Annotated in this window: 11 protein-coding genes and 1 pseudogene; 7 read left to right on the forward strand and 5 right to left on the reverse strand. The window is 46.3% G+C overall.

Features of this window, described 5'->3' with window-relative positions; all coding sequences use genetic code 11:
- Window positions 1-43: 43 nt before the first annotated feature.
- From ACTG2O_RS19195 to norV, 3 genes are all read right to left on the reverse strand, one after another.
- On the reverse strand, window positions 44-385 hold the full coding sequence (locus ACTG2O_RS19195) for a DUF1971 domain-containing protein (RefSeq protein WP_017408673.1): 342 nt from the start codon (window positions 383-385) through the stop codon (window positions 44-46).
- 62 nt (window positions 386-447) lie between these two features.
- On the reverse strand, window positions 448-1617 hold the full coding sequence (norW, locus tag ACTG2O_RS19200) for an NADH:flavorubredoxin reductase NorW (protein ID WP_042024864.1): 1170 nt from the start codon (window positions 1615-1617) through the stop codon (window positions 448-450).
- On the reverse strand, window positions 1614-3095 hold the full coding sequence (gene norV / locus ACTG2O_RS19205) for an anaerobic nitric oxide reductase flavorubredoxin (RefSeq protein ID WP_017408675.1): 1482 nt from the start codon (window positions 3093-3095) through the stop codon (window positions 1614-1616). Before norV ends, norW begins: the two co-directional genes overlap by 4 nt.
- A 170-nt stretch (window positions 3096-3265) precedes the next feature.
- On the opposite strand from norV, the gene norR reads away from it, so the two are divergent.
- Window positions 3266-4792 carry a nitric oxide reductase transcriptional regulator NorR gene (gene norR, locus ACTG2O_RS19210; protein WP_082037433.1) on the forward strand — a complete coding sequence of 509 codons (1527 nt, stop codon included), beginning with the start codon at window positions 3266-3268 and terminating at the stop codon, window positions 4790-4792.
- Between the two features lie 73 nt (window positions 4793-4865).
- Window positions 4866-5537: a response regulator gene (locus tag ACTG2O_RS19215; RefSeq protein WP_439976490.1), complete on the forward strand. Its 672-nt coding sequence runs from the start codon at window positions 4866-4868 to the stop codon at window positions 5535-5537.
- Between the two features lie 152 nt (window positions 5538-5689).
- Here the strand turns inward: ACTG2O_RS19215 and ACTG2O_RS19220 are convergent, their stop codons facing one another.
- Both ACTG2O_RS19220 and ACTG2O_RS19225 read right to left on the reverse strand, forming a co-directional pair.
- Window positions 5690-6133: a CopD family protein gene (locus tag ACTG2O_RS19220; protein WP_042084603.1), complete on the reverse strand. Its 444-nt coding sequence runs from the start codon at window positions 6131-6133 to the stop codon at window positions 5690-5692.
- Between the two features lie 308 nt (window positions 6134-6441).
- Window positions 6442-7464 carry a YeiH family putative sulfate export transporter gene (locus tag ACTG2O_RS19225; protein WP_042084606.1) on the reverse strand — a complete coding sequence of 341 codons (1023 nt, stop codon included), beginning with the start codon at window positions 7462-7464 and terminating at the stop codon, window positions 6442-6444.
- 138 nt (window positions 7465-7602) lie between these two features.
- Here ACTG2O_RS19225 and ACTG2O_RS19230 point away from each other — a divergent pair, with 138 nt between their 5' ends.
- From ACTG2O_RS19230 to ACTG2O_RS19250, 5 genes and pseudogenes are all read left to right on the forward strand, one after another.
- Window positions 7603-8478, forward strand: a complete 876-nt coding sequence (locus ACTG2O_RS19230) for a LysR family transcriptional regulator (RefSeq protein WP_439976491.1) — start codon at window positions 7603-7605, stop codon at window positions 8476-8478.
- Window positions 8479-8860: 382 nt separating this feature from the next.
- Window positions 8861-9826 (forward strand): annotated as a pseudogene (locus tag ACTG2O_RS19235) (IS5 family transposase).
- Window positions 9827-10230: 404 nt separating this feature from the next.
- Window positions 10231-12108, forward strand: a complete 1878-nt coding sequence (locus ACTG2O_RS19240; RefSeq protein WP_042083552.1) for a methyl-accepting chemotaxis protein — start codon at window positions 10231-10233, stop codon at window positions 12106-12108.
- Between the two features lie 287 nt (window positions 12109-12395).
- Window positions 12396-13901: a histidine-type phosphatase gene (locus tag ACTG2O_RS19245; RefSeq protein ID WP_042083550.1), complete on the forward strand. Its 1506-nt coding sequence runs from the start codon at window positions 12396-12398 to the stop codon at window positions 13899-13901.
- Between the two features lie 244 nt (window positions 13902-14145).
- Complete coding sequence (locus ACTG2O_RS19250; RefSeq protein WP_080768679.1) at window positions 14146-15105, forward strand: sensor domain-containing diguanylate cyclase; 960 nt, start codon at window positions 14146-14148, stop codon at window positions 15103-15105.
- The last annotated feature ends 99 nt before the right edge of the window (window positions 15106-15204 follow it).

Here is a 15204-nt window from a genome sequence, read left to right on the forward strand (position 1 = left end):
GATGGGCAGTTGGCCTAGTTTGTGGCGATGACCAGATTGTAATTTATTCTCTTGTCTTAATGAGTGGGGTGTCTGAGCTTACGTTTTCAGCCCAAAAATGGATATTGAATCTAGCATCTTCAGACAGTTCAACCCTGTGCCAATACTGAGGTGGGCTGGTTGCAAACTCTCCGGCTCGGATTACAAGCGTAATTTCAGGTATCTCCGCTGTTTCATCAGCAAAACCGTAATATGTTACCGTCCCCTCCATTACACATAACTGACCGAATACGCCAGCAGCTGTATTGTGATGGGTTAATAGAGCCTGTGGTACGTTTTCATTTGTAAAGAATGGGGTTGAACGGCGAACAACCCAATGAGCTGGTATACTATGCAGTAGCGACATGTTTTATCCTTAATAATCTATGAAATTAAGTAAGGCTGAGCATATGCTCAGCCAGCAATTATTCATCTAGAAAGAAGGCGTAGAAGTGGGAATGCAGCTCCCATTTGGTCTCCACCTACGACAAAGCCGCACATTTCACCATCCTCGCTGCGAGCTTCTGCGACCATTCCATTTTTATTCCACTTAAACTGCCATGAAAGGTCTGTACCTTTTGTTCTACCAGCTAACTGCAAAGGATATTGAAGTGTTTTTACCTTCACTAGCATTGGAGGAAGCGTTAGTGGTGTTGGCTTACCAATCAGAGTTTTAGATAATGCATTGGCACCGAGAACAATTGGCTGCAAAAAGGGGCGTAATTCACCTTTCCACTCAACGCAATCGCCAAGCGCATAAATGTGCTCACTCGATGTTCTCAGGTATTCATCCACTACAATTCCACGCCTTACAGCCAGTCCCGCATTCATCGCTAAGGATAGATTCGGTTGTAGACCTATAGCTGAAATGACAAGATCCTGTTCACTGAAACTGCTGTCAGTGAGCTCTATCGTAAAGGATTCGTTGGCATCTCCTCTTTGTATCGACTTGATACCTCGACCAAGTTTTAGGTCAACCCCCTGCTCCCGTAAGGCTTGCAGTAACGGTTGACTCAATGCAGCTGGCATTAATGTACTTAGGGGGCTGTCCGCCAGATCTACAAGCGTCACAATTCGGTCTTGGCCCACCATATCCATAGCCAACTCACAGCCGATCAAACCTGCTCCGAGTACCATAATGCGTTTTGCATTCTTAATTAATTGTTCGGCATTGGCATAATCATTTTGGCTATTGAGGGTTACCATTTTATCCGAGTTGGGAACGGGAGGCAGTATAGAACTGGCCCCAGTTGCCAGCACTAGCTGGCCATAAGAAAAATCGCCATTATTTGTGTGTACCATTTTGTTATTCGGACTAATGCTATGCACAATCGTATTAGGTGACAGAATGATACGTTGCTGTTCAGCAAATTGAGCCCCCGTCAACTTTGTCATTGCGCTGGCGGTGTAACCACGACTGACCACATGACTCAAGTCCGGTTTGTTATATTCATTGCCATTATCAGCGGTAATAAGACGGATCGGTCTTTCACCATCTAATTTACGCAAGCTTTTTACCAACTGCTGAGCGGCAAAGCCGCTACCGATGATGACTATATCCTGGCTGGAACCAGCATAATGCTCATTTAATGCGCTCATACACATGCCTCCACTGCGCATGGTTCGAATACCTCCTTGCCGATGCCGCAGCCAGGGCAAAGGAAACTCTCCGGTACAAGGCTCCAGGGAGTGCCAACCGCAACCAATTGATCCGGTTCACCTAAGGCGGGGTCATAAACCCACTGGCAGACTGTGCAAAGCATTGCTTGCTCATCGTCTACTCCGGCTACAACTGACTGGGTGGTCTCCTCTACAGGGGAGATATCAACAGTGAATGGCACTTGATGGGCTGCTTTTTCTGGGCGAGGCACCTCAATAGGATGTAACGCCCATTGACGAGCGAGCTGGCGTCCATGCTCTCGGCACTCTGCCAGTGCAGAACCATCTGGTCGCCATTTGGCTTTCAGAGAAATGCTGATATCAAAGCCTGCATCCATCAATCGGGTCTGGATACGATCTACTGCACCACCAGTCCAGCCGTAACTGCCGAATGCAGAAGCACGCTTGTTTCTAAAGCGCAGGCCAGTTATCTCCTCCAGCATGCCTGCCACCTTAGGCATCATGACGTTGTTCATTGTGGATGAGCCCACGAGTATTCCCTTGGAGCGGAACACTTGTGTCAGGATCTCGTTCTTATCGTGGCGGGCTACGTTGTAGATCTTGACTGCGACCCCAGGGTCAACTTCGTGAATACCCTGTGCGATGGCATCGGCCATCATACGGGTGTTGTTTGACATCGAGTCATAGAACAGGGTGATACGATCTTCTTGGTAGTGGTCTGCCCACTCCAGATACTTGAGAATAATTTGGGTCGGATCCTCACGCCAGACAATACCGTGGGAGGTTGCCACCATGCTTACTGGCAGGTTGAATCCAAGCACCTCTTTGATTTTAGCTGTCACAAGTGGGCTGAATGGGGTGAGGATATTTGCGTAGTACCGTTGGCACTGCTCCATCAATTCGGTTTGATCTACTTCGTCATTGAACAGATGCTCATCACAATAGTGTTGACCGAAGGCATCGTTAGAAAACAACACTGCGTCCTCAGTCATGTAGGTCATCATGCTGTCGGGCCAGTGCAGCATAGGTGTTTCAATGAACACCAGCTGCTTGCCATTACCGATGTCGAGACTGTCGCCTGTTTTGACTGGATGGAAGTTCCATTCAGGATGATGATGGTGTCCCGTGATTGAGTCGATAGCGTTGTGAGTGCAGTAAATCGGAGTGCCTGGGATACGAGCCATCAATTCGGTCAGTGCCCCTGCGTGATCTTCCTCAGCATGGTTGATCACCACATAATCGATAAGGTTAAGGTCGATCTCTGCTGCAAGGTTTTGAACGAACTCTCGGCTGAACTTATGATCGACTGTATCAATCAGCACGTTCTTCCCTTCACGGATGAGATAGCTGTTGTAGCTCGTCCCCTTGTTTGTCTTGTACTCAGTACCATGAAAATCTCGAACTTCCCAGTCCCGTTGGCCGACCCAGTGAATGTTGTTTTTGACATGAATGGTCATCTGGCAATTCCTCAGTATGTAATAGTTGGTATTTCTTGATATCAACTATTGCAGCTAACATGCCAACTCATAACTCATTGTTTTTATGAGGCTTAGTTTATTTTCTTGTTAAAATGACATAGTATTGATATTGTTTAAATGACAGCATTAATGTCATTTGGACACTAACAATGATTTCGACAGACAGTTTGGCTCGTATTGCTATAGACATACAGCTGGGGATTTCACATCAAGACAGATTCCACCGCCTTATCCAGAGTATTCGCAGCCTACTGAACTCAGATGCGTCAGCCTTGCTACGATACGAAGGAGGCCAGTTCATCCCGCTCGCCATCGATGGCTTAATGCAGGACGTATTAGGACGCCGTTTCGCCATCAAGGAGCACCCACGCATGGAGGCAATTGCCCGTGCTGGTGACGTAGTACGCTTTCCGGCAGATAGTAGCTTGCCAGACCCCTATGATGGCTTGATCCCTGATCATGCAGAATTTAAGGTGCATGCTTGTGTTGGTTTGCCTCTGTTCTCCGATCAAGTCTTGATTGGTGCATTGACCATAGATGGAATGAATCCTGCTCAGTTTGATGACATTAGCGATGAAGAGTTGCGTTTAATTGGTGCGCTAGCGGCAGCGGCGTTAAGTAACTCATTACTACTAGAGCGTTTAGCTCGCCAGAGCAGTGAGCCATTAATACCTTCAACACCAACAGGTGCAGATAGGTTCGAGATAATCGGGCATTCTCAGGCGATGCAGCAGCTAAAGCATGAGGTAGATATAGTTGCTAATACTGATTTAAACGTCCTGATTTTGGGCGAAACGGGTGTAGGTAAGGAGTTAATAGCAAAAGCTGTACATCTTGGCTCGCCACGTGCAGATCGCAAATTGGTATATCTCAATTGCGCAGCCCTACCGGAATCCGTAGCAGAGAGTGAACTATTTGGGCATGTAAAGGGAGCGTTTACAGGCGCTATTCATAATCGTGCGGGTAAATTTGAATTAGCGGATAAGGGCACGTTGTTCCTGGATGAAGTTGGTGAATTATCCTTATCATTGCAGGCAAAATTGCTACGTGTCATTCAATATGGAGACTTGCAGCGCATTGGTGATGATACCCCACTGAAAGTCAATGTACGTGTGCTTGCTGCAACGAACCGAGACTTGAAGAAAGCAGTCATCGATGGCAAGTTTCGAGCAGACCTCTATCATCGCCTGAGTGTTTTCCCTATACATGTACCAGCCTTGAGAGATAGAGAGGATGATATCTCCTTGTTGGCTGGCTACTTTTGCGAGTGCTGTCGAGTGAGTATGGGGTTAGAGCAACTGCGGATCCAACCTCAAGCACTGCATCTTTTGAAGGGCTATGACTGGCCTGGTAATGTGCGCGAACTGGAGCATGCCATTCATCGTGGTGCCGTATTGGCTAGAGCAGAGCAACGAAGTCCGGTTCTGACGCTTGCAACCCATCATTTCAGTATAGCTATGCCACCAATGCCTCAATCTAGTATAAGCCCTGCCGAAAATATTGATGGCTTCACCACTAACCAAATGGGTTTGAGAGCATCAACTGATGCATTTCAGTCTGCGCTAATTACGAAGGTGCTAGCAGATCATAATGATAATTGGGCTGCAACAGCACGAGCCTTAGATATTGATTGTGGTAATTTACACCGCCTAGCCAAGCGGTTGGGACTGAAGTAAATATCAGTATTTTTTACATTTTTGAAATTTCGATTTGAAATCAGAGCATTAATAATATAATAGAGCCCTAGTTATGGACAACATTGAATCAAACAGATCACCATCGCCACTAAAAACTTTATTGATTGATGATCATTCCATTCTACGCAGTGGAATAAAAGAGCTTTTATCTACAGATCCTGACATTAAAGTCGTTGCAGAAGCAGGTGATGGCCAACAAGGGCTAGAGCTGGCTATTACTTACGAGCCGGATGTAATAATATTAGATCTTGATATGCCCATACTGAACGGTCTTGAAACGTTAAAAAAAATAAAGGCACATGGGCTGAAATGCAAAGTCATAATTTTCACATGTTCCGACCTTGAAATGGATGTAATTGAGACTTTCAGGGCAGGAGCAGATGGATATTTGCTCAAAGACATAGAGCCATCTGATTTTATAATGTCAATAAGATCAATTTATTCTATTTCATTTGTGGCGAGCCCTTCAATATTAAAGATTTGTAATTCAGATCATTATATTAAGCAATCAAAAAAAGCAGCTAACTCGATAAATTCTTTAAGCCATAGAGAGATAGATGTGCTAAAGCTTATGTCAAACGGCTTTTCAAACAAGCTAATCGCTCAAGAATTATTTATATCTGTAGGAACAGTCAAAATTCACGTGAAAAATATACTAAAAAAATTAAGCTTGAAATCAAGAGTGGAAGTGGCAGTGTGGGCACATAATCGAACTATAAACTAGGTGTATGGGATAGCTCCCTATATTTCCTATAAAATATCACATCATATGTATGCCTTGTATTGGGTTAAGAAGAAATCACCACTTGGCATACATAATATTATGCACCAAGTGATGATTTATCTAACATTGCTTTTATTAGTTTCATTATAACTTTAATACAACCATCCTGTTCTGAATGAAACGCCTACAAAAACGAATAGGATAGATATGATCGTCACTGCTCGAATGTGCCATCCCATTAAAGCTAAATTAGACTCATTTAAATTCGGAATTACACGAAATCTAGCATTTATTGCAAAACAGGTAGTGAGTGTAAGTAATGCCAATTTAATGAGAATAACATTTGTAACCCTGTTATCAATGTTAAACCAATTTAGTACATCACTCTCAATGTTCAATGCCAGGTAAATACCCGTGACTATCTGCGTTATTAAGGCAGGCATTCCAATTCTCTCGTATACAGATTCAAAGTCTAGTAATATTTTCGTTGACGATTCCTTTAGTGCTTTAGGGAGAACTATTAGAGCGAGTATAATATGCCCGCCAGTCCAGATTGTTGCACCTAAAATATGCAAAAATAACGCAACTCCATGCATGTCAAACACCTTCGATGTTACACATTAAATTGGCATTCAGGATGTTCATTAAAGCACTTTTTGCTAATGATTTCTACTAAAAAAATTCAGTAGTTAGTAACTGATTTAATTAAAATCACAGTAAGTGTGATGCATTATTATTGATGCTCTACATCACAATGCAAGATGTCTCTGAAAGATACATCTTGCATTTGGATGCAATGTATTTAATTGCACTCTTTATTTATATTTTTATATGATGGAAAAAAATTTTATATTAAAGTGGGATTACATTATCAAATGAGATCTTTGCCATTTTCTTTTAATATTCAAAATAAAATTAATACGGCTAGATTTATAAAAAAACCACCTACACAAAGGAATAGAAATAGTATGGCAGCAAGAATCAAAGGTTTTACACCCGCTTGATGTATTGCACCAATGTGAGTACGTAATCCAAGAGCGGCCATAGCCATTGCAAGCAATATACTATCGATATCAATCAAGTAATTGACAATGTGTGGAGGTATAATGTTAAGGGAATTTATTCCACTGGCGACAATAAATAATACCGCAAACCATGGTATAGTAATGCTATTGCTTTTATGGGACGTATCATGAGTCTCTTTACCGATGCATGTAGATAATACTATTAAAAATGGTGCGAGCATCATGACACGAATCATCTTAACAATCACGGCCGTATTTGCTGCATCCTCGCTGACACTACGGCCTGCTGCCACTACCTGTGCGACTTCATGAATTGTTGAACCAGCAAACATGCCGTATTGTTCAGCACTTATATCTAAATAGGGATAAATTAGTGGGTATAGAAACATAGCAATAGTTCCAAATACAACCACCGTAGCAACAGCAACTGAAACCTTATGAGCTTGGCCCTTGATCACAGGTTCAGCAGCCATTATCGCAGCTGCACCACAAATGGAACTTCCTGCACCAATTAGCATTGTTGTCTGTTTATCAAGTCTTAATAGTTTTGTTCCAATATAATAAGCCAAGATAAACGTACAGCTGATCATTAATATGTCTATGATAATTCCTGCCCAGCCTATCCCCTCTATTTGCTGGAAGGTTATTCTGAAGCCATAAAGAACAATGCCAACTCTAAGTAATTTATTTTTAGCATAATCTACACCTATAGCAGTATGATTTGCTACACGAGGGAAGACGGTGTTTCCAATAAAAATCCCAAATACAATAGCCAAAGTAAGCGCACTAAGGCCCATATGAGTTGCAACATCCAGTTTACTAGCTAAAATACTCATTGCGGCAATTATCGCTACGAGTATGATGCCTAGCCACCACTGGTAGCTTTTTAGGCTACTTTTCAAAAACGAATTATTATCATGTACAACAGACGAATGAGGCATTGAGTGGTCTTCTATACTTATTTACTGTGTTATAGCATTATATGCCTTGATAATTGATAATAAAAATACATAATAATTAACAATGGATAACCTACAGTTATGGTTATAAACCTACACCTTTTGCGCATTTTTTATACGGTTTCAAGTGAGGGCGGTTTTTCCAATGCAGCCACACATCTTTGTATTAGCCAGCCAGCGGTATCAAAAGCAGTTAGTGAGTTAGAGCGTCAGATAGGGCTTCCATTACTAGAAAGAGGTTCAGGTAGAAGCCGAAAAGGGATTCATTTGACTGAGCATGGGCAAGTGCTATTTGACCATGCGCATGCAATATACATGTTAGAGCGTGCTGCCATTGATGATATGCAAGCCAGAATTGGAATGAAGAAAGGGCGCTTGACAATTGGAGCAAGTAGCACAATTGCTGGGTATTGGTTTCGACCATATTTATCAAAACTTATACAACGTTTTCCTGATATTGACCTAAAAATAACTACGGGAAATACGCAGTATATAGGACAGCAGTTATTAGACTGTCAAATCGATATCGGATTGGTCGAAGGAACACTGAGTGATCCTCGCCTCTTATCATGTCATTGGCATGATGATGAGCTTTGTCTTATTACATCCCTAACATCAGATACATATGAACATGATTGGGCACAACACACTTGGTTGTTAAGAGAACCTAGTTCAGGAACGAGAGAAGCAACAGAGTTATGGTTAGAAAATCAAGGCATTATCCCTATACGGTGCATTGAATATGGTAGTACTGAAGGAATAGTCAGAGCTGTTGCTGAGGGACTAGGAGTTTCGCTGGTGTCTTCTCGGGTGGTGCGTGAATCAGGATATGCTGATGATGTTTCTGTTATGCCTATTTCTATTAGATTTCGCCCATTATTTATCGTTTTATTGAAAGACAGGCCGATTTCTCCTCTTGTAGAAAAATGTTATAATATCTTGATGAGTCAAAGTTGATATGTAATCTTCAAGCTAATAAGCGTTGTAGAATTTCCTACTCTATCTGCGTTGACGATTTTTCTAAAAGAAATAATCTATCGCATAAAGAAATCCATATTTCAATCCAAGGTGTGATTTGAGCAGGAATATATAGTCATTACTGCTATTTCAAGATCTTTTAGGTGGTTTTTTAGCTTCATGCGGACTGTAACATCTAATATGATATAAGTAGATATGTATACTTATTGGAAAGCTGCTTATAGATACTAATTTTCTATAGCTTGCATTTCTAGACTAATTCCATGTCTTAAATTCAGTATCACCGCACTTAAGGAAGGTGCGAACAAGTCCCTGATATGAGATCATGCATGTCATCTGGAGCCATGGAACAGGGTTCATCATGAGTCATCAACTTACCTTCGCCGACAGTGAATTCAGCAGTAAGCGCCGTCAGACCAGAAAAGAGATTTTCTTGTCCCGCATGGAGCAGATTCTGCCATGGCAAAACATGGTGGAAGTCATCGAGCCGTTTTACCCCAAGGCTGGTAATGGCCGGCGACCTTATCCGCTGGAAACCATGCTACGCATTCACTGCATGCAGCATTGGTACAACCTGAGCGATGGCGCGATGGAAGATGCTCTGTACGAAATCGCCTCCATGCGTCTGTTTGCCCGGTTATCCCTGGATAGCGCCTTGCCGGACCGCACCACCATCATGAATTTCCGCCACCTGCTGGAGCAGCATCAACTGGCCCGCCAATTGTTCAAGACCATCAATCGCTGGCTGGCCGAAGCAGGCGTCATGATGACTCAAGGCACCTTGGTCGATGCCACCATCATTGAGGCTCCCAGCTCGACCAAGAACAAAGAGCAGCAACGCGATCCGGAGATGCATCAGACCAAGAAAGGCAATCAGTGACACTTTGGCATGAAGGCCCACATTGGTGTCGACGCCAAGAGTGGCCTGACCCACAGCCTAGTCACCACCGCGGCCAACGAGCATGACCTCAATCAGCTGGGTAATCTGCTGCATGGAGAGGAGCAATTTGTCTCAGCCGATGCCGGCTACCAAGGGGCGCCACAGCGCGAGGATGTGGACTGGCTGATCGCCGAGCGCCCCGGCAAGGTAAGAACCTTGAAACAGCATCCACGCAAGAACAAAACGGCCATCAACATCGAATACATGAAAGCCAGCATCCGGGCCAAGGTGGAGCACCCGTTTCGCATCATCAAGCGACAGTTCGGCTTCGTGAAAGCCAGATACAAGGGGTTGCTGAAAAACGATAACCAACTGGCGATGTTATTCACGCTGGCCAACCTGTTTCGGGCGGACCAAATGATACGTCAGTGGGAGAGATCTCACTAAAAACTGGGAATAACGCCTTAAATGGCGAAGAAACGGTCTAAATAGGCTGATTCAAGGCATTTACGGGAGAAAAGATCGGCTCAAACTGAAAAAATGAAATGACTGAGTCAGCCGAGAAGAATTTCCCCGCTTATTCGCACCTTCCCTAAAGTAGCGTAAACAAGACACCGGTTTGAGGCCGGTGTCAGGTGATAACTAGATCTGTACAGCTCCGCTCAGTTCACTTGTCGCCTGACAGGGGATCTCCTGTTGGGACTTGCCCATCTGACTCTCTAGGTTGGTTGAGTCAGAGGATCAGCTCCCCGGATTCGCTGAAAATTTCGGATTTAGTCAATAACCCACTAAAATTCCACAATAATTAAATTTTTTCCTACACTCAGACTAACGCTCACAGGGATGTCACTATGAACTTATCCATTAAAAACAAGCTGGTCTTGGCTATCGGGATCATCATCCTGGTGATCACCGGCCTGCAAGTCTGGTACAACACCTCACAACTGCGCACTGAAACCCAGAGACTGGTCTGGAGCATCATTGACGAAAGCTCCATGGCCAACGTCAAGGGTATCTCCAACTGGGTCGATGCCCGCATCAGCATGGTCAGTACCACCAAGGAAGCATTCACCAAAGAAGATGAACCCATCAGCCATCTGGCCCAAGCCATGAATGCCGGTGGCTTTGAGGGGGTCTATGCCGGTACTGCTGACGGCAAGATGCTCGAGAGTACCCCCTCCGGCCTGCCAGCCGATTATGACCCCCGTCAACGCACCTGGTACAAGGATGCAGTTGCCGCCGGTAAACTGGTCATCACTGCGCCCTACGCCGATGTCTCTAACGGCAGTTTGATCGTCACCATCGCCGAGCCATTCCAGCGTGGCAACACCCAGGGGGTTATCGCCGGAGATGTCTCTATCAGCGCCCTTATCTCGGACATTCTGACGGTCACTACCGAGGGGACTTACGCCATTCTGGTCGACAGCAACGGCACCATCATCGCCCACCCCGATGCCTCCCTGAGTCTGAAACCCGCCACAACGCTAGCCCCCGAGTTGACCGCGTCTTACATCAATCAGATCGCTCATGACGGTACGATCAACGAGCTGGTGATCAGCGGTAAGAAAGAGGTCTTTGACTTTAACGCGATCCCCAACACCAATTGGTATTACGGCATGATGGTGGATGACGAAACCGCTTACCAGTCGGTACGCCGCATGGTCACCTCCTCACTTATTCAGGGGCTCATCACCATATTGATCGTGGCTGGCTTCTCCTATGTCGCCATCAACAGCTCGCTAGCGCCTCTGAAAACCCTGGGCGAGGCAATTGCCGATCTCTCCCGTGGCAACGGCGATTTGACCCGCCGCCTCAAGATCGAGCGTGAAGATGAGGTGGGCGCGGTTGCCAAACACGTCAATACCTTCATTGAGCGGCTCCATGCGATGGTGCAGGACATTTCCAACTCCTCCGGCCAACTCAACCAGCAGGCCAAGTCCTCCCACAGCATGGCGGAGAAGGCCAATGAGGGGCTGGCTCGCCAGCAAAACGAGATCACTCAGATCGCCACTGCGGTCCATGAGATGTCGGCAACTGCGGTCGATGTTGCCAGCAACGCCGAGCAAACTGCCGAAGCGGCCCGCAGCTCCTCCAGCAGTTGCGAGCATGGCAAACAGGTGATCGCCCGCAACCAGCGCTCCATCACCGATCTGGCCACCCAGGTGGAACAGGCCTCCAACATCATTCAGGAACTGGAGAAAAACGCTCAGGAGATCAACACCATCCTCTCCACCATTCAGGGCATCGCCGAGCAGACCAACCTGCTGGCGCTCAACGCCGCCATCGAAGCGGCGCGGGCCGGTGAACAGGGCCGTGGCTTTGCGGTAGTGGCCGACGAGGTGCGCGTTTTGTCACAACGTACCCACAGCTCGACTGTCGAGATCCGCAGCATGATCGAAACCCTGCAACGCAATACCCAGGGAGCGGTCAGCACCATGCATGAAGGCCAGCAACTGGCCCAGAACAGCGTGGATGACGCCAACAACGCCACCCATGCGCTGGAGCAGATCACCACTTCGATCAACCAGATCTCCGATATGGCGACCCAGATCTCCAGCGCAGCCGAAGAGCAACGGGCCGTCACCGACGAGGTAAGCCGCAACATTCAGGCGGTCAAAGATGTCTCGGACGAACTGGCAGTGGATGCAGACAGTTCGCGCCATCTCTCTGAACAACTTAAAAACATTTCGGGTGAACTGAGTAATCAGGTCGGCATGTTTCGCATATGAGTATCAATAAAGAGGACCGCCAGACACCAATGCCAGTAAATTAAGTATTCGTTTGTGTGACTAGATGTTCAAAATTCAGAATATCGAAGAACATTTCTACAATTAAAGGGTTCACTAGGCTCTAGCCCTGACCGGCAAGCAATAACAAGAGGGAGGCATCATGCCTCCCTCACTCTTTAGCACTGAACAATTAAAAAATATCCGCCTCACCAAAGTGACATCTAACTGTCATTAATGGCTCCTATGATATTTCACTTATTTTTTCATAACGATAGATAAGGATTATCATGACTTTCCCGCGCTCTTCTTATGTTGCTTTGGCCGTCTCGCTGGTCTTGCTTGGCGGCTGCCAGTCAGAGAACGAATCGTCTGCCGACAGCCAAGGCAAAACAGCCTACCAATACAGCACCAAAGCGGTCTACAGCCCGCAGCAGCAGGCAGAGAGCTACGAGCCAGCACCTCAAGGGTTCAGCCCGGTCTTTACCGAGATGGTGGCGCGCCACGGCTCACGTTCACTTTCCAGCCCGAAATATGACGTGCTGACCAAGCTGGTATGGGAAGAGGCGCAGCGTCAGGGGGCGCTCACCACCCTCGGGCTGGGGTTGGGAGGCAAGGTCGATCTGGTGACGGCCGCCAACCAGAAACTGGGCTATGGCCTACTCTCGGCGCTGGGCAAGGAGGAGCACGCCAATCTCGCTACCCGACTGGCGGTGCGGCTACCGACCCTGCTCAACAGCAGCGAGCCCCACTGCATCAAGGTGGTCACCTCGGGCAAGGACAGGGCCAACGAAAGCGCCTTCTACTTTATGGAGAGCCTCAAGCGCGACGTGAACTATGTCAGCGACTCGGCGCAGTGTTACCTCACGCAGGATGACCCCTCGAAGATCGACAAAAAGCTGGTCAACAAGTTCGAGCTCTACTTCCACAAGACTACGCCCGAGGGGGATTACGCCCACTACCTGCCCGCCTATGAGAGCTACCAGCGCTTTATCGGCGACGAGGATGCCGGGATAGCCCCGGCCCCCGAGCTGGCCAAGGCGCTGGATCAGCTTAAGAACCTGAGCAAGACCAAAGAGATGGCCCGCAGCATGCTGGAGCGTATCTACAGTAAGGACTTTGTCGACTATCTGGCGGGCGGTGTCGAGTTTGTCGCCGTCAACCCGGAGGATGGCGGCATGACCTATGTGCGCGACGAAGTGGATGCCGCCCTGATGCTCTACAACCTCTTTATCATCGGCCCCGGCATGATCCGCGAAGCGCAGGCACAGGGCAGCGAACCCTGGGCGCTGGAGCAGTTCCTCACTCCGGAGGAGTCGGCCTGGTTCTCCTACCTCTCCGATGCGGAAGATTTCTACGAAAAGGGGCCGAGCTTTGCCAACCAGAGCGCCCCCTACGCCATTGCCCAGCCGCTGCTCGACGGCCTGTTTGGCGAGGTGCAACGTCAGGTGGTGGAAGGCGAGCAGAGTCGACGGGCCACCCTGCGCTTTGCCCACGCCGAAGCCATTATCCCCCTCGCCGCCCTGATGAAACTGGAAGGTAGCCGTCAGGGGGCCAGCCCGGATCAGCTGTTCAGCCAGCAGAACAACGAGTGGCGCGGCGGCTGGGTCTCCCCCTATACCGCCAATATTCAGTGGGATATCTATCAGAACAGACAGCGGCAGGTGCTGGTCAAGATGCTCTACAACGAAAAAGAGATCGCCTTTAAAACCGGCTGCCAGCCCTACCAAAGCGGCAGCCACTACTACGACTTCGAGGAGCTCAAGCGCTGCTACGGCTTTAACATAACTCAGTAAGGGGTCATCAGGGGGAGACTGAGATCTCCCCTATTCTCACTTTTTTCATTAGCTTTGGCTTGGATAAGCACCAATTTTTCACACTCGTACAGGCGCTAACTTCGTGTAACGTTCAGCATCTTTATTTAGAGGGCAGAGTAATCCACTTAAATTAGACATATGTCATACAATAATCTATTTTTTTGTACTCAAAAGACTGGCATAGTACTACTGCTTCGAACAAATATGAGAAAAGATAGCAAGGATGCACACTCTTCATCAAACCTCTAAAACTCACCTCCCTCGCTTAGATGCGTTACGCCATCTTCAAGCGCTTGATTCTCCAACAGAAGAGCGTTTCATTCGTATAACTAGAATGGCTCGCAATATTTTTGATGTGCCGATAGCCCTAATCTCATTCGAAGACAATGAACGTGAGTGGGCCAAGCCTTGTTATGGTCTAAACATCCATGAACCCCTCCCTAATTTTTCTTTTTGTAAACATGGTTTTCTCAAAGAACGCATGATTGTTATTGAAGATGCTACTAAACACCCGTGTTACTATAATAATCCAATGGTTATAGGTGAGCCATACATTAGATTTTATGCTGGGCACTCATTAGTAATAACCGATGGGTTGCATATCGGTTCATTGTGTATCATAGATAGTAAGCCCAAAGTTTTTGGAGATAAAGATAGATCTTTACTCTCAGACTTGGCATTAACTGTTGAAAGCGAGTTGCGCGCAGTCCAAATGGCAACGATAGATGAATTGACTGGGCTAACTAATAGGCGAGGTTTTATTCTTCAGGCTGAACAGTGCTTGCAACATGCATTTAGAACAAAGCGGCCCCTTTCACTTTTATTTATAGATTTGAATAAATTCAAATCTATAAATGATATATATGGTCATGATGTCGGAGACGATGCATTGTGTCAAGCAGCTCGCTTAATAAATATTATATTTAGAAATGCGGATATCTGTGCTCGATTAGGTGGTGATGAATATGTGGTTTTACTCCCAGAAACTAACATTGACAATATTAACTCTATTAATCGGAGAGTAATTAAAGCCTTCGATGAGTTCAATAAACATTGTAGCAAGGCCTATACCCTATCTTGCTCTATAGGTGTTGTTAGCTATGATGCAACTACACCACCCGACCTAAACTTGTTGCTCCGTTTGGCGGATGAGGCTATGTATCGTTGTAAGCACAATTTATGAATTATAAGCTCCCTGTTAGCACATGATTAAAGAGCGCAGTTAACTAGCGTGACAATAATATGCAATAATGGAAATAACAAGACAATTCCTATTCATGTA

The organism is Aeromonas sp. 61P, from assembly GCF_051919545.1.
GTDB lineage: Bacteria > Pseudomonadota > Gammaproteobacteria > Enterobacterales > Aeromonadaceae > Aeromonas > Aeromonas veronii.

What these genes read in the sequence shown, in the direction of transcription:
- ACTG2O_RS19245 (WP_042083550.1), top strand. Translation starts at nt 12,396, where the DNA reads ATGACTTTCCCGCGCTCTTCTTATGTTGCTTTGGCCGTCTCGCTGGTC.
- norW (WP_042024864.1), bottom strand. Translation starts at nt 1,617, where the DNA reads ATGAGCGCATTAAATGAGCATTATGCTGGTTCCAGCCAGGATATAGTC.
- norR (WP_082037433.1), top strand. Translation starts at nt 3,266, where the DNA reads ATGATTTCGACAGACAGTTTGGCTCGTATTGCTATAGACATACAGCTG.
- norV (WP_017408675.1), bottom strand. Translation starts at nt 3,095, where the DNA reads ATGACCATTCATGTCAAAAACAACATTCACTGGGTCGGCCAACGGGAC.
- ACTG2O_RS19240 (WP_042083552.1), top strand. Translation starts at nt 10,231, where the DNA reads ATGAACTTATCCATTAAAAACAAGCTGGTCTTGGCTATCGGGATCATC.
- ACTG2O_RS19230 (WP_439976491.1), top strand. Translation starts at nt 7,603, where the DNA reads ATGGTTATAAACCTACACCTTTTGCGCATTTTTTATACGGTTTCAAGT.
- ACTG2O_RS19220 (WP_042084603.1), bottom strand. Translation starts at nt 6,133, where the DNA reads ATGCATGGAGTTGCGTTATTTTTGCATATTTTAGGTGCAACAATCTGG.
- ACTG2O_RS19195 (WP_017408673.1), bottom strand. Translation starts at nt 385, where the DNA reads ATGTCGCTACTGCATAGTATACCAGCTCATTGGGTTGTTCGCCGTTCA.
- ACTG2O_RS19250 (WP_080768679.1), top strand. Translation starts at nt 14,146, where the DNA reads ATGCACACTCTTCATCAAACCTCTAAAACTCACCTCCCTCGCTTAGAT.
- ACTG2O_RS19215 (WP_439976490.1), top strand. Translation starts at nt 4,866, where the DNA reads ATGGACAACATTGAATCAAACAGATCACCATCGCCACTAAAAACTTTA.